General features: G+C 34.9%; 17 protein-coding genes and 1 tRNA gene. 7 read left to right on the top strand and 11 right to left on the bottom strand.

Annotated features, from left to right (window positions below):
• Positions 1-2 precede the first annotated feature (2 nt).
• Together ftsH and WHA_RS05640 are read left to right on the top strand one after the other, a co-directional pair.
• Entirely contained in the window at positions 3-1,841 is a 1,839-nt protein-coding gene (ftsH, locus tag WHA_RS05645) for an ATP-dependent zinc metalloprotease FtsH (RefSeq protein ID WP_012673393.1), read from the top strand.
• Between the two features lie 154 nt (positions 1,842-1,995).
• Positions 1,996-2,664: a hypothetical protein gene (locus WHA_RS05640; protein WP_007548786.1), complete on the top strand. Its 669-nt coding sequence runs from the start codon at positions 1,996-1,998 to the stop codon at positions 2,662-2,664.
• On the opposite strand, the gene tmk is transcribed toward WHA_RS05640, so the two are convergent.
• Positions 2,657-3,247 carry a dTMP kinase gene (gene tmk / locus WHA_RS05635; RefSeq protein ID WP_015589469.1) on the bottom strand — a complete coding sequence of 197 codons (591 nt, stop codon included), beginning with the start codon at positions 3,245-3,247 and terminating at the stop codon, positions 2,657-2,659. The genes WHA_RS05640 and tmk overlap by 8 nt on opposite strands.
• A 108-nt stretch (positions 3,248-3,355) precedes the next feature.
• Here tmk and WHA_RS05630 point away from each other — a divergent pair, with 108 nt between their 5' ends.
• Both WHA_RS05630 and WHA_RS05625 read left to right on the top strand, forming a co-directional pair.
• Positions 3,356-3,928, top strand: a complete 573-nt coding sequence (locus tag WHA_RS05630) for a thioredoxin family protein (protein ID WP_015589468.1) — start codon at positions 3,356-3,358, stop codon at positions 3,926-3,928.
• Positions 3,929-3,933: 5 nt separating this feature from the next.
• A complete protein-coding gene (locus WHA_RS05625) occupies positions 3,934-5,652 on the top strand; it encodes a monovalent cation:proton antiporter-2 (CPA2) family protein (RefSeq protein ID WP_015589467.1) in 1,719 nt (572 codons plus the stop codon).
• Positions 5,653-5,682: 30 nt separating this feature from the next.
• Here WHA_RS05625 and WHA_RS05620 read toward each other — a convergent pair whose 3' ends face one another.
• From WHA_RS05620 to WHA_RS05605, 4 genes are read right to left on the bottom strand one after another with little or no spacing between them, the layout of a single operon-like run.
• The gene (locus WHA_RS05620) at positions 5,683-6,300 is read right to left on the bottom strand and encodes an SURF1 family protein (RefSeq protein WP_015589466.1); all 618 of its coding nucleotides are present in this window, start codon (positions 6,298-6,300) and stop codon (positions 5,683-5,685) included.
• A gap of 1 nt (position 6,301) precedes the next feature.
• Positions 6,302-6,778, bottom strand: coding sequence for a bacterioferritin (bfr, locus tag WHA_RS05615; protein WP_007549093.1), 477 nt, complete (start codon positions 6,776-6,778; stop codon positions 6,302-6,304).
• Positions 6,779-6,837: 59 nt separating this feature from the next.
• Complete coding sequence (locus WHA_RS05610) at positions 6,838-7,323, bottom strand: RDD family protein (RefSeq protein WP_015589465.1); 486 nt, start codon at positions 7,321-7,323, stop codon at positions 6,838-6,840.
• Entirely contained in the window at positions 7,323-7,961 is a 639-nt protein-coding gene (locus WHA_RS05605; RefSeq protein ID WP_015589464.1) for an HAD family hydrolase, read from the bottom strand. Before WHA_RS05605 ends, WHA_RS05610 begins: the two co-directional genes overlap by 1 nt.
• Positions 7,962-8,105: 144 nt before the next feature.
• Here WHA_RS05605 and WHA_RS05600 point away from each other — a divergent pair, with 144 nt between their 5' ends.
• The 3 genes from WHA_RS05600 (at position 8,106) to WHA_RS05590 (ending at position 10,844) form a co-directional block, all read left to right on the top strand.
• A complete protein-coding gene (locus WHA_RS05600; protein ID WP_015589463.1) occupies positions 8,106-8,939 on the top strand; it encodes a hypothetical protein in 834 nt (277 codons plus the stop codon).
• A gap of 857 nt (positions 8,940-9,796) precedes the next feature.
• A complete protein-coding gene (locus WHA_RS05595) occupies positions 9,797-10,327 on the top strand; it encodes a phospholipase D family nuclease (RefSeq protein ID WP_015589462.1) in 531 nt (176 codons plus the stop codon).
• A gap of 109 nt (positions 10,328-10,436) precedes the next feature.
• Positions 10,437-10,844 (top strand): hypothetical protein, encoded by a 408-nt coding sequence (locus WHA_RS05590; protein WP_227738572.1) that lies wholly within the window; start codon positions 10,437-10,439, stop codon positions 10,842-10,844.
• Between the two features lie 473 nt (positions 10,845-11,317).
• Here WHA_RS05590 and rnc read toward each other — a convergent pair whose 3' ends face one another.
• The 6 genes from rnc to WHA_RS05560 form a co-directional block, all read right to left on the bottom strand.
• A complete protein-coding gene (rnc, locus tag WHA_RS05585; RefSeq protein ID WP_006279914.1) occupies positions 11,318-12,016 on the bottom strand; it encodes a ribonuclease III in 699 nt (232 codons plus the stop codon).
• Between the two features lie 187 nt (positions 12,017-12,203).
• Entirely contained in the window at positions 12,204-13,280 is a 1,077-nt protein-coding gene (locus WHA_RS05580; protein WP_015589461.1) for a quinone-dependent dihydroorotate dehydrogenase, read from the bottom strand.
• A 130-nt stretch (positions 13,281-13,410) separates the two neighbouring features.
• Positions 13,411-13,482 (bottom strand) — tRNA-Cys (locus WHA_RS05575).
• A gap of 5 nt (positions 13,483-13,487) precedes the next feature.
• Entirely contained in the window at positions 13,488-14,384 is an 897-nt protein-coding gene (locus WHA_RS05570; RefSeq protein WP_041573616.1) for a class I fructose-bisphosphate aldolase, read from the bottom strand.
• Between the two features lie 64 nt (positions 14,385-14,448).
• Positions 14,449-16,755: an AAA family ATPase gene (locus WHA_RS05565; RefSeq protein WP_015589459.1), complete on the bottom strand. Its 2,307-nt coding sequence runs from the start codon at positions 16,753-16,755 to the stop codon at positions 14,449-14,451.
• Between the two features lie 203 nt (positions 16,756-16,958).
• Positions 16,959-18,185 carry a DEAD/DEAH box helicase gene (locus WHA_RS05560; protein ID WP_015589458.1) on the bottom strand — a complete coding sequence of 409 codons (1,227 nt, stop codon included), beginning with the start codon at positions 18,183-18,185 and terminating at the stop codon, positions 16,959-16,961.
• Between the last annotated feature and the right edge of the window lie 6 nt (positions 18,186-18,191).

Genomic DNA, 18,191 nt, shown 5'->3' with positions numbered 1-18,191 from the left:
AAATGAAAAAATTTTTAGAAGGCTTATTGATCTGGTTAGTAATTATTGTTCTTATTTCAGTTGCTTATATTCAGTTCAGCGGAAATGTAGGTAAAAGTAAAACAATTATACCTTTTTCGGAATTTTTAACTAGACTAGAAGACAATGATGTAGAAAATATTGTCATAAAAAACCAGAGCATTGAAGGCAAGTTCAGGGACGGTTCAAGTTTCAATTCAAGCGGTGTCATATATAGCGACCTAATAAAAAATTTACATGATAGAAAAGTGAGATTCTCCTTTTCAACTGGAGATTCTGCCATGAACGTAATTGGTGGATTACTTATCTCATGGGTCCCAACATTTATCTTTATTGGCTTCTTGCTATTCTTTCTTAAACAAACACAAGCGGGGGGCAACAGAACTATAAGCTTTGGCAAGTCAAGGGCTAGACTCATGACTAGTGGAAAAAAAGTAACATTTGATGATGTTGCCGGAATTGATGAAGCAAAAGAAGAGCTAGTAGAGATCGTTGATTTTCTTAAACAAAGGCAAAAATTTCAAATATTAGGTGGAAAAATACCAAAAGGGTGCCTTTTGATTGGCTCTCCTGGAACTGGTAAAACTTTACTTGCTCGTGCAATTGCAGGAGAAGCTAATGTGCCATTCTTTAGTATTTCTGGATCTGATTTTGTTGAAATGTTTGTGGGTGTTGGTGCAAGTCGTGTTCGTGATATGTTTGATCAAGGCAAGAAAAATGCTCCTTGTATAATTTTTATAGATGAAATAGATGCGGTGGGTAGACATCGTGGCATTGGTCTTGGTGGCGGCAATGATGAAAGAGAACAAACATTAAATCAGTTATTAGTTGAGATGGATGGCTTTGAGTCTAATGAAGGTGTAATAATAATTGCTGCGACTAACCGTCCGGATGTCTTAGATCCAGCACTGCTTAGACCTGGTCGTTTTGACCGACAGATTACTATTTCTTTACCCGATATAAATGGGCGTGAAAAGATATTAAATACTCATATAAAGAAAATATCAATAGCACCAGATGTAAACGTGAAAACAGTTGCAAGAGGAACACCAGGTTTTTCAGGGGCTGATCTAGCAAATTTGGTGAATGAATCTGCACTTATCGCTGCAAGAAGAAACAAGAAGATTGTTACCATGGATGATTTCGAATATGCACGTGATAAAGTGATGATGGGCGTAGAAAGGCGATCTCTCATTATGACAGAAGAGGAAAAGAGACTGACTGCATACCATGAAGCTGGTCATGCGATGATTGCTGTTAATATGCCTGCTTCTGATCCTATACACAAGGCAACAATTATTCCACGCGGTAGGGCACTCGGTTTAGTTATGAGACTACCAGAAACAGATAGAGTGTCCCTCACAAGAGAAAAGATGCTAGCAGATATAACTGTTGCAATGGGTGGAAGAGTGGCAGAAGAGCTAATTTTTGGCTACGATAAAGTCACAAGCGGTGCATCTTCGGATATAAAACAAGCATCTGATTTATCACGCGCTATGGTAACAAAATGGGGAATGAGTGACAAAATAGGCCCGATCTATCACAATCGCGAACAAACCATACATGGTTCTGAGATAATTTCTGAAGATACGTTAAAACTTATAGATGAAGAAGTGAAGAAAGTTGTATCTTCTTGCTATGAAAAAGCAAAAGACATTTTGACCAAGCATAAGAAAGGCTTAGATCTCATTGCCGAAAATCTACTGGAGTTTGAAACTTTAACAGGAGATGAAATAAAGGACATATTAAATGGAAAAAAAATTGTTAGAGAGGAAAATGAGAAGAATGAGAAAATAAAAAAATCCTCTCTCTATGAGAGTTGACCTCATCTTAAAAATGCTAATCAGCTAACGCTGCAATAAAACATTCAGAATTGTAACTGTCAATATAAATTGTATTAAAATATTCATAATGTTGCATTTTCATCACAATAATGCTATCATTCAGTTAGTATTAATGTTTAATGAGGTGTGAGTAATGATTGATATAGCTTCTATTGGTGTAAGTACAGTTATTGATCAGAATTATAGAAGAAAAGCACAATTATGTTTATCAGGATTATTTGTAACTGTGTCAATAGCAACTGTTACCTGGTTTATTTTCCCTGCGTCACAAAATGTATTAGCTCCGTTTTTACTTCCGGCTATGTTCTTGCTCTTCACTTTATCGATGGGTTATTACATGTTCATATTTAGTTGTGAAGAAAAATCTTTGGTAAAGAATGTTCTTGGTATGGTTGAACCGGCTGAATCGGTAAAGAGAGTGCATTGCCAAGAAAATATTAAGTCCTTATTAGCAGAAGTGAGAAGTACTACGAAAGATAGGTTTCGTAACGTGCTTGTTAATCTTTGTTTTGAAGATCGTAGTAAAGCACACAAACTTGCATTATATGTGAAAGAAATTGACAATATTGTGTCTTCAATAAAAAATAAAGACCTCTTAGACCATTTTGATCAATTTTTTACTATTACTGAAGTAAGCAATAAAAAAAATAGAAGTGAATTAATGAACCTCGCAAGGGCATATAAGATGATAAGTGAAGAAGATCCAGACAAAATACAGGATTTTTTAGCTACTCAAACAAAAAGTTATTCATATGAAATAATGTTACCTGAAATTGATAATTTTCTATCACAAGCTAGGTGATTTTATCAATAATTTCATTGTGTACGTGATTATCATTTTTTGTTTCAATTCCAGTGATAACACTGCACCTAACGGGCTCTTTTATGGCTATTTCCTGAAATCCTTTTCTGACCTTATTGTAAAAATTAACATCCATTTCTTCATATTTATTCTTGTCTTTTGCTCTATTTAACCCAACTTTAACATCAATATCTAGAATAAATGTAATATCTGGACATTTAATTTCTACTAACTTATGTAAGTCCCTTATTAGCCCTAAATCAACACTAAGCCCATATCCTTGGTATGCAATAGTTGAATCAATAAACCGATCACAAATCACTATTTTTCCTTCTGCAAGAGCTGGTAATATTAATTTTTTCATATGTTCGCGCCTCATCGAAATAAGTAGCAAGAGTTCAGAAATAGGATCAATATTATTCGTTAACAACACTCCTCTTATCTTTTCTGCAAAGTTAGTGCCACCTGGTTCTCGAGTCAATACCACATTATTTTCGCCGTGAATTTGCTTAAAATGATTTGCAAGTAGCTTAGATTGTGTTGTTTTACCAGAGCCGTCTATTCCTTCGAAAGTTATGAACATAAGTTTTATAATTATAATACTAAAAAAGAATATGCAAACAGTATACATAGAAACCGTTTGACATTTAAATAATAAGACCGTAAATTACATGTGGTATAATAATAGTCTATGGTTGCTCTGAATACTCCTAAAGTCGATTTTAGTTTTACTGCAAAAGATTTTAATCTTTTGGGAGTAGACAATAAATACTATACATTAAGTGACTGTTGTGGAAAAAATGGTCTTATTGTAATGTTTATATGCAATCACTGTCCTTACGTTCAGTCAATTATTAGTAATCTGGTAAGCGATGTTGATCAATTGAAAAAAGATTATCAGGTAAACACCATTGCAATAATGCCAAATGATGTAAATGAATATCCAGAAGATTCCTTTGAAAATATGATTAATTTTGCCAAGGAAAATAAGTTTACATTTCCATATTTAATTGATAGTACACAGAAAATAGCTAAAGAATACGGGGCTGTTTGCACTCCTGACTTTTTCGGCTTTAATTCCAATTTAAACCTTTGCTATCGTGGACGTTTTAACAACGCAAAAAAAGAAAAGGTTCAAAGCTATGAAGTAGGAAGTAGTGACTTATTTCAAGCTATGAAATTTATTGCAGAAACTGGTAATTCTCCAATTGACCAAAAATCAAGTATTGGCTGCTCAATTAAATGGTCTAATTCTACAGGTTAAATATCATGCACAGTGGCTCTCAGCATTTGTTTGATATTATAATTTTGCTTTCTGCTGCTGTGTTTATAGTCATAGCATTTTGGAAAATGAATATTAGTCCAGTGCTTGGTTACTTCGTTGCAGGTGCAGTTATTGGTTCTCACGGATTTAATCTGATACACTCAGCTGAAGCAATGGATAATCTTGCAGAATTTGGTGTAGTTTTTCTATTATTCATTATAGGCCTTGAATTGACATTTGAACGCCTGATCGCTATGCGTATTCATGTATTTGGGTTCGGTTCTCTTCAAGTTATAGTTACCATGGTAGCAATATGGTGCATCGCTCTTGCTTTCGGAGTGAATACGAATATAGCAACAGTTATTGGTGGTGGGCTTGCGCTATCCTCAACAGCAATAGTGTTGCAGGTTCTGCAAGAAAAAGGTTCTCAAGCAAGTCAGGTTGGTAGATTGTCGATAGCAGTGCTATTAATGCAAGATTTTGCAGTGGTACCATTAATAGTATTGGTACCTTTACTTACTGGCAATTCTGAGCACAGCCTGATAAGCTCATTGGCAGGTTCATTGGTGCAAGCAGCTATTGCATTAGTGCTGATATTTATAACTGGTAGATTATTGCTTAGACCTTTATTTTCGGTTATTGCTAAAATGGAAAGTAATGAGATCTTTATATCAACAACGCTTTTAATAGTATTAGGAGCAGCATTTATTACTGAGCAATTCCATTTATCGTTAGCATTAGGTGCATTTGTTGCTGGATTGTTAGTTGCAGAAACAGAATATAGACACTCAGTAGAACACGCAGTATTGCCATTTAAAGATTTGTTTCTTGGCTTATTTTTCATGACTGTTGGTATGTCCATCAATACCGAACTTTTACTCAATAAGTTACCACTAATTACTTTATTATCGATTATCCTTATCGTTTTAAAAACATCTATTATATATATATTGTGTAGATTTTTTGGGTTTAAGAGTGCACCTGCTATACAAGCTGGGTTACTGCTTTCACAAGGCGGTGAATTTGCGTTTATTTTATTTCGCTTAGCAGATGAGCTAAATGTGCTACCAAGTGAAATCGCTCAAGTACTTATGATGGTAACTACAGTAACCATGGCTTTCACTCCTCTTTTATCAGGGCTTGGAGATTGGATAGCAAACTCATTTAGCACTGAGAAAACAATATTAGATGATGAAGCTGTTGAAACAGATACACAAGATCTTCATAACCATGTGATAGTTGCTGGATTTGGTAGAGTGGGATATATGGTAACAAAAATGCTTACGGCAGAGCATTTAAGTTACGTTGTTGTAGATATTCAATCGAAAATAGTCAAAGAAGGAAAAAGTGATAGTTTTCCTATATATCTTGGAGATGTTACAAGATGTGAAATTTTAAAATCGGTAGGAATAGAAAGAGCTCAAGCTCTCGTTATTTCAATAAAGAATGAAGTTACTATAAAAAAAGTTGTTTCTTTAGTTGCAGCAAATTTTCCGCATGTAAATATTGTAATACGCTTACCAGATCTGAGTAATGTGGAGGTTTATAGAGATCTAGGAGCTAGTAAAATTATTCCTGAAACATCTGAGATAGGATTGCAGCTAGGTGGAGCTGCACTGAGCCTTAGTGGTATTAGCGAAAGTGGAGTTATGTCTTTAAAAAGTAGATTCAGAAAAGGCAATTACAGTATGTTAAAAGACCTTGGTAGTGATAAAGATGAATAACTACTTCTCTAATTTTATGTACAGAAAGCTTCAAGCTTTATTGAGGTTTTGCCTATAGTAAATTACGCACATAATCAACCAAATTAAGGAAAGTGCAAACCAAGTGATTGCATATTCCAAATGCTTCATTGGCTGTATAGCTACTTTGCTGCCAAAATTGTTCGGCCACAATATACACTTCTCTAGCTTAATACCTAACTCATTGGAAATTTCTTCTGTACTCAGGGTAAACCATGTATTCGAAGTAGTATCGTTCTTGATAAACCAATTTTTGCTTTTACTGCTATTGCAATATAAAACTCCACCTGCAGCTACTTTTTCAATTTTTGCTCTTTCCTCTTTTTTTTCTTTAACTATTCCTTTGTTCACTAGCATATAATTTCCAGTAGTAAGTAGCATAGGAGATAACACATGATATCCATATTGCCCTGCAAAAACATATAGTTCTATGTCACTTAGAATCCCATCGATCTTGACATGCCTATAGTTAAATTTTTCAAGGTCGTTATTGGGCAATAGATGAACAACTGGAAGACTCATATTTTTGATAATATTATTCTTCCAGTTCAATCTGAATACTTGCCATAATCCTAATAAAAAAAGGAGCAAGCAAGGTACAATTAAAATAAATACTATTTTTTTTAACACTCTATATTTGTGTTCTTAAATAGTTTTCAACACCCATTAGTTCAATAAGGTCAATCTGTTTCTCAATCCAATGGAAGTGCTCTTCTTCATTTTTTAACATCTCTTCTAATAACATTACACTAACAAAATCTTTTTCTTTCTCAGCGATAGAAATCGTTTCTTTGATATCCTTAATACCTTTTCCCTCTAATTTCAAATTAGCTTCTAAGATTTTCCGTATTGTGTCTTTTGTAAACTTTCCATCATGCTTTGATATTTCGTTTGTATCCTGAAAATTTGGAACTCCTTTAAATAACAAAATTCTTTCTGCCAACTTGTTTGCATGTTCAAGTTCTTCGTTAAGCTCATTTTTTACCTTTTCTGCAAGTCTATTAATTCCATTATTTTTGAGAATCGCAAAATGCAAAAGATACTGGCGTACAGAAGTCAGCTCATTGGTCAATAATTTATTCAAATGTTTTACTATCTCTTCATTCATAATCTTCCCTTAGTTCAATTCATCAGCATAATTTATATGATAACGATAGTTATAGCAACTCATTTAATAGTTCCTTTGATAACAACCGTATTAAATAGCATGTCGTGGTATGTCTGTTTCTTTTTAGAAAAACAAGCAACTAGATACCAGCAGAGAGTGAGCAGCACTATCATTACTTTCAATGCACTCAAGACATTCACTAATACTTCCTGATCTTGCAAAAATTCAGTAAGGATAACTGCTACACTGTTTAACAAAGGAAGAAAAAACTGGGAAGTGCTTCTGTCAAACGCTAAATTCAAGTCTATTTTAGAATTATCTAAATTGATAGTATATATATTCAGTAACTGTTGGCCGGGAGTTGCTTGGGCCTTTGAAGATATAAAATATGTGAAGTAACTACAATTTACACACATGTATGATAGATGTAAGATCAACGGAGAATCCTCTAATAGCAGTATAATTAATAAAGTTGGAATTAATAAAATTGCTACATCTATTAAATACGCGCAAAAGCGCCTTTTTATGCTGGCAATCTCTGTCATTACCTATCTTCTAAATACTTTATTACAAAATCTGTAAGTTTATCAAAATGTTGAAAACATAACAAATCTTCATAACCGCTTATTGATTGACCGTATATAATAGGTAAACAATTGGCATTTTGTGCACACAGAACATCTGTGATGCTATCACCAACGAAAAACACATTTTCTCTATTTATAGGCAACGTACTCTCTTCTAGTGCAAATAGCAGTGGGGTTGCAGATGGTTTATCTTCCGCGGTATCGCATGACCCAACCACTCTTTCAAAGTAAGAATCCAGTTTAAAATAGGTAACTTCTTCACGTAAATTAGTATTTTTCTTATTACTTACTATTGCTAGATAAACATTGTGGCTTTTCAGTGTCTGCAACATTTCCTCTACTCCTTGATTCAGAGCAATGTTTTGTAATAGCGCATTATCTAAGTATTGTTGATATATCTGATTCGCTTTTTTCCACTGATCGCCAAATAAATTGACCATATAGCTCTTTCTCGACTCATGGGAATTTCTATCAGCAGCTTTATTACTATACCCCATTGAGTTTATGGTATGCTTAATAGCATTAAAAATATTATCTTGAGTGTCAACTAAGGTATTATCCCAATCGAATACTACTGCTAATGGGCTGTTTTTCATTTCTATATTGTTATATATTTTAAGTTAATAAATAAATAGCATTTTAATGAAAAAGATATAAATAGGACGCTCTACCACAAGTTATGTTAACTGTTTTTTATATAATTAGCTAATATACTGGTTATATGATATGTTTTAATAGGTATGGCCCAGACATCTCAAGAAAGTGTTGAAAAAAAGTTTAAAGACGTCTTTGAACGTTCTCCAGGTGCTTTTCCAGAAGGTACTTCATTAGAAGAGAAGGTTAATTATATCGCAAAAGGAACAAAGGCTCTAAAAGCTGTGAAAAGTAAGGAGCTTGAGAACAAAATGAAAAACGTTGCAGAATTGAATCAGAAACTTGAAAGTCAAGAAGGACGTGCAGATGAAAAAGCACGTCAAGATTTTGAAAGAATTGCTGAGCTTGACCAACAATATAAAGGGAAGGGCATCTTCACAAGTGAAAAAGTTGCAGAATTAAAAAATGACAAAAAATTTCAAGAAGCAGCTAACACTCTTAGAGAAACTACAACAGAAGGTAAAAGTGTTGAACAGAGTGGACAAAAAAAGACTTCTGAGGCTTCTGTACAAACAGATACACAGCCATCAGAGCACATCGTTAGTCCCTCAGTGAGCAAGAGTTCTGTAAAAGAGAAGCTCAACACTGAGCCGGACAAAAAAGATACCACGCCTCAACCACAAGAAAATCAAAAAGAAGAAGGGTTTTTGAGTCTTCTGAAGCGCTTTGTTAAGAAAATATTAGAAAAACTTTTGGGTGAGGATGAAAAGAGTGTGGAGAATACTCATGACATGAGAGAAGATGCTCAAAGAGATACGTCAAATAACGAAGAGCAACAAAAGAGTAAGCAGCTTGATGAAATTTTAAAGGACAAAAGTGTAAGCGAGGGTTTGAAGCAGGCAACAAAGCTTGAGAACCCGGCAATAACGCCTGTTAATACTCCTAAAGTGAATGAAGTAAACACGGGTCGTGAAAGGTGATCCGCTTTCAAGCTTCATTATACCGCCACGAACCGTCATACCGCCGCGGTATCTCATCCGCTAACAAGTAGCGGGATGACGATTGTCAGGGTGTCATCCCAGTGTCCCTATGATGTCATCCCAGTGCCCTGACTACTTGGATCTAGCAAGCTTTGCTTGCAAATAAGTCTAATACGCGTCGCGTTTTATGCCAAAACACAATTGGAGTTACATGCAAAATAGATCCCAGTGTCAGCTACTCGGATGACAAAAAAAGGAGCACTGGGATGACACCATTTGTTGTATTTAACAAAGTTCGTACTTAGCTTCATGTTAGCTATAAACATTAAGAAATTTACCAAGCGAAAAAAAAGGCAAAAGAAGCCCCAGCTAATATCTATTTTAGAACATTGGCGTTTTTTAAGTCTTAAACACTGCAATTTAGCTGCTTTTAAATGCAACTCACCTTAGTTTAAATGTTTAAGAAATTTACTAAGCAGAAAAAAAGGCAAAAGAAACCCCGTGTTAGCTAGTTGTCACTCCCTAATCCTGCAAATTGGCGTACTATACTGTCTTAAACGACTTATAAGCGCGTTTCAGCTTGTGTAGGTAAAAACCTAGAAATATTGTGAAGACATAAGGTGCACATAGTGCAAAAAATTAAAAATAAGACGCCAACTACGTTGTTTTCTTGCTGTTTAATCTGCACAGATGAAGATAACCGAATACCTTCAGTTTCATGATAAGGGGGCTGGCGGAGTTTGTCAAGTAAGTTTTTTCGTTTCTAACGGTTGTTGCCAAAAACTATGCAAGAAGTCTATTGACAGGTGATTAAATTATAATGTAGCCTATCGCCGTATATCCGGGGGTGGGTTGTTGTGAGGCTTTTTCACTTTTTATTCTTGTTAATGTGTTTTTCTCTGTATTACTATGCGGGTTTTATATTTTCGCCCTGCCCAAAAGCTACGGTTTGCTTTTCACCTGGAGAAGATTGTGCTGTACCGATAATCAACGTAATAGATCAGTCTAAAAAATCTATCTTAGTTCAAGAATATACATTTACTCTTGGAACAGTTGCAAAATCTTTGATTAATGCTAAAGAACGCGGTGTTGATGTTAAAGTCATCTTAGATAAATCGCAACTCTACTCAAAATATAGTGTTATAAATGAATTATTTTCAGGTGGAGTACCAATTTGGATCGATGATAAGCCAAAGATTGCTCATAATAAGATAATGATTGTTGACAATCAAAAAGTCATCACAGGGTCATTTAACCTTAGTAAGACAGCTAAAAAAGGAAATGCTGAAAATTTATTAATTATTACAGATTATCCTGAATTGATTCAGCAGTATGTGAAAAACTGGGAGGCACGAATGTCACAATCTTACAAATACGCTCCCAACTAATCGAGAGCGCTTGCTCAAAATCAGTTTTAAAAACAGCAAGGGAGAGCTTTTTTGATTGATTGGCATAATGATTATGATATAATGAACTAAAAATTTAAGGAATAAAGTAATGGATTATATAAATGATGCTGCCGGTAGCTACACTGCTATTCATGATTTTTTTCAAAACAACGGTGTTGGAGATTACAAAGTTCAATGCAATTATGGTGGGGTGCCGTATGCTACTGATGAGTACGTGCATTCTGGCGATAAATTTTGGAGTAATAATTTCATAGACTCACATTTTGGCAGGGAAATAAAAATGTATCCTCAAAGTGAACTTTTAGCTAAAGAATATGCTGGAAATACGTTGCCAGTTTCAATATCACTAGATAAGGATTTAATAAAAATGAAGGAATGTCAGAAAAAAACGAAATTTGTGGAACTAGAAAGGGAGTCAGGTGATTTAGTGCATGATAAGCAAAAGTATGTAAAGTGTTACACAACAAAGCTATCATATGATGATGTACATATTTAGAATAACGATAAAGTTTCAACATTTAGCATAAAATACGACGTGCCAAATGATCCGAAATACAGTTTAAATATAACATTTACAAAGGTTAATGATAATAAACCAGGATTTTGGCAGAAATTTAAAAATATGTTTTAACGTGACCATTCACTGGTTTTTACTCAATCAACCAACAACAGTTAATATCAAATTTTTATAATTAAAAAATATGCTATTTTTTAAAACTTTCATTCTCCTTGACTCTGTCAACTTCACAAAACAACTCTTGGACCAAATGTATCTGGCATAACACCTTTTGGTAACTTGCTACTTCTTTTTTTCCGCATCTCCGACAACAGCCATTGATATTCCACTACATAAGGCTTGATTTTTGGTAGATCAACTTTTTTATGAATAATACTATGCTTCTCCTTAAATTGACCATTTACCCTAAACGCTATTAGCTTCCTTAAAATTTACATTAATGCCTATTTTGCCTAAACTGAAGCGTCTTTTCCAATTTTTTCTAGCATCAACTCAGCAGCTTTTTGTTCAGCAATCTTTTTACTAGAAGCGCATGCAGAAACTTTACCATAATCTTCTATGCAAACTGATATAGTAAATTCAGGATTGTGCGCTGGTCCAGTTTGTTTTACAAGCTCATACTCTGGTAAAGGCAATTTGTTTTTCTGAGTCCACTCTTGCAGTGAGGTTTTAGGATCTTGAGGGGGGTCAAGCATGCCTTTAGCTAGCTTTTCCCAATATTGGATAATAAATTTTTCAACATTTTCAAGCCCGCCATCAATATAAATTGCACCTATTAGTGCTTCAAGCGAGTTTTCTAAATTTTTTAAGTTACATCTCCCTCCATTGCAGCGTTCACTATTATTCATGATGATAAAGCTGCCTAATTTTATTTCTTTAGCAACATTAGCAATGGTGTTGCCACAAACTAAATCCGTCTTTCTTTTTGCCAATGCTCCTTCTTTTTCTTCAGGAAATAGTTTAAACAGTGTGGCAGATACAACCATATTCAAAACACTATCGCCCAAAAACTCTAGTCTTTCGTAGCTTACAATCTGGTTTTTGCTATTCCTTTTATTTACGCTTGGGTGAGTTAGTGCCTCTTCTAATATTGCATAATTTGTAAATTTATAATCAATGATCTTAGATATTGCATCATTCAAACTCTTCATACCCATTATTTAAAAGAATAACACTTCCTACCACACCTTTATACCAAAGAATTAGTTTTGTTTTATTAAAATAATACCAACAACTTCCAAAATATACAGTTTAATAGACTTCTTGCATAACCATTATTTGAATAATGATTCATCGATGTTATTCCAGTGTCGGCTACTTAGGTGACAGAGAAGATGTTTAATGTATACAACCCACCACCTCACTAATGTTACTAAATCCATCTCTCCTTATTAGTTCTGCAAGTTCTAGATTAATTTTGTTTACAACTTGAGGTCCGTGGTATATGAGAGCAGTGTACAACTGCACCAAAGAAGCTCCTGCCTTTATTTTTTTATATGCATCAGCACCACTTGAGATTCCTCCGCATCCTACCAACAATATTTTGCCCTTAGTAAGTTTGTACATATCGCTCAATAACTCGGTTGAAAGTTTAAACAGCGGTTTGCCACTCAACCCACCACTCTCGTTGTGGTGGGAATGTAAGTTATTCCGACTGATCGTAGTGTTGCTCACTGTTAATCCGTCAATCTTATATTCCAACGCAAGCTCAGCGATATTTTCTTTCGTTTGCTGATCTATATCTGGTGAGATTTTTAATATTATTGGTATGGATTTAGAATTATCAATTGATTTCCGGGTTAGAGTTACGGATTTCAACAATTCCAATAATTCTTGCTTATTGTGCAGATTGCGTAAATTAGGCGTGTTTGGGGATGAGATGTTCAGCACTATATAATTGCTTTTTCCATATACTATCTTTATTAAGTCAACATAATCGCTGATTTGGTCCTTTGATGTACTGTTTTTTCCTATGTTGATGCCAAAAATGCAATCATCAAGCTTGGTTTTATCTATTTGTTTAAGAAAGTAGTCTATTCCTTTATTGTTAAATCCCAATCTGTTAATTACCCCTTGATCTTTAATTAACCGAAAAATTCTTGGTTTTTTGTTTCCATATTGTGGATTACGAGTTACAGTACCAGTTTCAATAAATCCAAAACCAAATGAAAGCATAGGCCTTATAACTTCTGCATTCTTGTCAAAACCTGCAGCCAGACCCACGGGGCTTCTGAGCTTATTACCAAAAAAATTCACACTCAAAGATTCTGGTAGCTCTATAGGATTCTTATAAGGTATTTTCTTTAATGCCATAATTGCCAAAGAGTGAGCAACTTCGGGCGGCAGTAAAAACAATAAATCACGTAATATCATTTTGTAAAACACTTTGCTTATTTTTAGTTTATTTTTTACCATGAAACGCTATAAGAGTATAACCATAACTTGAAAAGAAATTGATTTTACTTATGAATAATTTTCTCTATAGGTTACACACTTAAAGCTACTGTTGAATTGAGCAACTTTTACAAGATATAGAAAATGAAAGAGGCCGGGACCGGAATTGAACCGGTATAAAAGGATTTGCAGTCCTCTGCATAAGCCATTCTGCCACCCAGCCGTTTTTTATGTGTAGATATCCATTATATCTTTTAGCATAGATAAAGCTTCCTCCCTTTTGCGTTGGAAAGTGTTACGTCCAATGATTGAACCATTACCACCACCCTGCTTAATTTCTTTCGCTTCATTGCATATGTCATTCACTGATTTCGACTCGCCACCAGAAAAAATTACTATTCTTTTTCCTGCAAAACAAGATCTTTTAACATATTCAATTCTTTTAGGTAATGATTCAATATTTTCTGTTTCTATTTTCTCCCTTTCCAAATATTTAGTTGGAAGTTTTACTTTTATTATATTAGCGCCAAGCAAAGCTGCCATGTGTGCAGCATAGGCAATAACATCAACCGCTGTTTCACCTTCTTTGGAAATTCCTTCACCGCGTGGATAAGACCATAGCACTACTGCAAGCCCATAAGATTTGGCTTCAGCTATGATTCCACGGGCTTCTTCCATCATATCGAAACACTTAGCAGAACCAGGATATATAGTAAATCCGACAGCTAAGCAGCCCAAACGCAGCGCATCTTTCACAGAAGAGGTTATTGCCTGATCAGAGGTTAGATCCTTTGAATGTAAAGAGTTGGAACTATTAAGTTTCAAAATAAGTGGGAGCATTCCAGCATAAGTTGCAGCACCAGCTTCAATCATACCAAGTGGAGCAGCATATGCACTTACTCCCGAATCAACCGCAAGCTGAAAATGATAATGTGGGTCATAAGCATCAGGGTTAACTTCAAAACTTTTAATTGGACCATGCTCAAATCCTTGATCTACTGGCAGAATCACTAACTTGCCAGTACCGCCAAGCTTTCCATGCATGAGAATACGAGTAAGATTTGCTTTTACCCCAGGGTTTTCACTTTCGTAGTAGCTTAGGACTTGTTTTACTTTATCACTTATCACTATAATTCAAATTGAATTTAAGTTATAGATTGTAACAAAGATGAAGTTCAATACAAGGATTTTAAACTATATCAAAAGCAATTTTATTTTCTACTTTATTCATATAGATTCTTAATTTCTTTCCTTTTATTAATTTACGATTCAGTATTTCTTCCGCTAAGTAACTTTTTATCTCTTTTTCAATAAGTCTCTCTATCGGACGTGCTCCCATTTCCTTACTATAACCCATTTGTACAAGATAAGATTTCACTTCATCCTCTACCAAGCAGTTTATGCCTTTTTGTGTCAGTTGCTTTTTCAGTTCTAGGACAAATTTATCCACAATATGCAAAATCACATCCGTACTTAAGTCGGAAAAAGAAATAATCGCACCAAGACGATTACGAAATTCAGGGCTAAAAACCTGTTCTATCGCTTTTTCACTATCACCAATGTTAAAATTTTTATGCCCAAAGCCAACAAAACTTTTGCTGCGTTCAACTGCTCCTGCATTAGTTGTCATAATTAAAATTATATTGGAAAAGTTAACTTTACGTCCGTAAGTGTCTGTAACGCAGCCATAATCCATAATTTGTAGCAATATATTATAGATATCGCTATGAGCCTTTTCAATTTCATCAAGCAGCACAACACTATATTGATTGTTAGATACAGACTCTGTGAGTAATCCACCTTGATCATAACCTACATATCCAGGAGGAGAACCAATCATCCTTGATATCGTATGAGATTCAATATATTCGGACATATCAAAGCGTATAAGATTCATGCCCATGCTTTCTGCTAATTGTTTTGCTAGCTCGGTTTTACCAACACCGGTTGGTCCTGCAAAAAGATAATTTGCTAAAGGCTTATTGTAATTTCTCAACCCAGATTTAGCAATTTTAATAGAACTAACAAGAGATTCTATTGCCTGCTCTTGGCCAAAAATCACCTTCTCTAGATTAGCTTTTAAAGATTTTACTTTCTGCAAATCATCAGATTCAGATCCACAAGGCACATTTGTAATTCTAGTAATGGTATTCTTAATATCTCTACTATTTACAATTTTACCCCTGTTTCTTAGCAATTTACAATATGCCCCTGCCTCATCAATAACATCAACCGCTTTATCAGGTAATATTCGCCCAGTAATATACTTATGCGAAAGTTCAGCCGCAGACCTAATGGCATTCTTTGTATAATATACTCCATGATACCCTTCATAGTAGTGCTTTATGCCATCTAGTATCTTTATCGTTTCATTAACAGAAGATTCTTTAACATTAATTTTTTGAAACCTTCTCGCTAGTGCTTTATCTTTTTCAAAACTAGCGCTGTATTCTCTATATGTAGTTGCACCTATACAACGCAGTGTACCTCTTGCAAGCGCAGGTTTGAGTAGGTTACCTGCATCAAGAAAGCTACCACTTGTAGAACCTGCTCCAATGATAGTGTGTATTTCGTCAATAAAAAGGATAGCACCTGGTTTTGCCTCAATTGCTTTTATTATAGATTTTATTCTCTCTTCAAAATCACCTCTGTAGCGTGTCCCTGCAAGGAGTGATCCTAAATCCAAAGCATAAATTATACTGGACCTGAGCGCACTTGGAACACTGCCTTCAATGATCTTGAGTACCAAACCCTCAACTATTGTTGTTTTGCCAACACCTGGGTCTCCAACATATAAAGGGTTGTTTTTTCTACGCCTCAATAATATTTCTATAGTGCGATTTAACTCATAATCACGACCAATAACATAATCTATTTTTTTGCTTCTTGCATAGTCATTTAAATTTTTACAATAACTTTGTAGAATTTCCTCATCTTTTAGTAGCTCACCTTTATTTACTGTAGTAGGAGCGTCATTATTTTTATCAAGTTTTACTTTATGATTGGTGGTGTATTCATCTATATCGCTCAAGTATTTCATATTAGATATATGGTAAATCAAATTGGAATCTTTCGCATTTTGTTTCTGCAATAGATTTTCAACGTATAAGTCTTGCCTAGACAAAATTTCTACTAGAACATTTGCTCCATTTATTTCTTTTTTTCCCAAGCTATGAGCCCGTATTATTGCTCTGTGTATTATGCATTGAAACATTGAGCTAGGTTTAACTCCACTGATAATCAATTCAGAACTGCTTTGTAAAAACCCTTTTATATTATTATTATAATCATTAGCCTTAATATTGCATCTTGATAGAATGTTATCCATACTGATGATTTCATCGGCTCTGATATTACATCTTGATAAAACGTAATTTACATCCACGTCTTTAGTTAACGCCAGCAATAAATGTTCTACTTTCGCATATTTAAGATTAAAATTAGAAGCAATGAATAGTGCTCTATTCAAACTTGCCTCTAAGTTTTTGGAAATCATCTCCTATTCTCTTTAAAAGTGGGAACTCATATATAATGAATAGCACACAATTATTAAAAAATTTGAAATCCAGCAGTTCGCTGTAGCCAATTTGAATCCCACTCTGGATCTACGTCATAGCACCGCAATATCTCAGCATAGATTCCGCTAATGAGTAGCGGAATGACGAGTTTTACGCTTATCAAATTGTAGGTAAATCCTATTTAATACGCTTTTTCTAGTACTCTGCTTTTCTTCTTAAATGCATTGATCTTTTTTCTACCGTATTTAGTCTTTAACGTACTTGGCCTTTTAAAGACCTTTTTGCTGTTACGTTTTTTAAATTGCACACTACAATCAAAATTTAGCTCTCCTTCTTTGTCTGCCAGTACAGGCAGTCTTCTCTTATCTTGAGGTGTAACAAAAGATAGCGCATACCCTTCAGCTCCAGCGCGTGCAGTTCTACCTATACGATGAATATAGTCAGCTTGCGATTGTGGTGCATCATAATTGATAACATGTTGAATGTGGGGAATATCAAGGCCGCGAGAAGCAACATCTGTTGCAACCATGATTTGATTACGGCCACGACGAAAAGAATTAATGACCCTTTCGCGCTTGTGCTGCCTTAAATCACCATGAATTGCTAAAGCGCTATAGTCATCTTTGTGCAATCTGTTAGCTAGCTGATCCGCTCCTCGCTTTGTTTTGACAAAGATAATGATTGATCCTTCGCGCTGACATAGTTGTGTAACAAGCTTTTCATATTTTTCTGATTCTGATGCATAAACAATTTCTTGCTTAATTTTTACAGAAGTTGTAACCTCACAATCAACAGAAATACGTTCTGGTCGATTAAGGTACTTCTCAGCAAGTTTTACTATATCTCCAGGAAGAGTTGCAGAAAACATAAGAGTTTGCCTTATTTTAGGCAAATGCTTCATAATTTCTTCAATCTGAACTCCAAAGCCCATATCAAACATACGATCCGTTTCATCAAGCACAAGAACGCTAACATTGCGAGTAATCAAAGTTTTACGCTCAATATGGTCTATAATACGACCAGGAGTACCTATTACAATTTGTGGTTTTTTCTGAAGCTGATTTAGCTGCCTAAAAATAGGCTCACCACCAATCAACAAAGCGACCCTTAGTGCAGAATTTTGAGATAAGAGTTTTCTTATCTCATTTGTTACCTGATGCGCAAGCTCTCTGGTTGGCACGATGACTAAAGCTGAACCAGTGTTAGGCTCATTCAGCAACTTAGCAACCAACGGAATAGCAAATGCTAAAGTTTTTCCAGTCCCCGTTTGAGCAGATCCGAGAATATCTTTACCTTGTAGCGCTAAGGGAATCGCTTGTATTTGAATCGGAGTTGGGACGAAAAGATTATTTTTATCTAGAGCTTGTCTAAGCGAAGCTGGGAGACCCATCTCATGAAAATTATTCACAATACG

Origin of the sequence: Wolbachia endosymbiont of Drosophila simulans wHa (assembly GCF_000376605.1) — a bacterium.
In the GTDB taxonomy this organism is placed as follows: Bacteria; Pseudomonadota; Alphaproteobacteria; order Rickettsiales; family Anaplasmataceae; genus Wolbachia; species Wolbachia pipientis.
The sequence above is the reverse complement of the archived record's forward strand: the minus strand, read 5'-3'. Positions and strand labels throughout refer to the sequence as shown.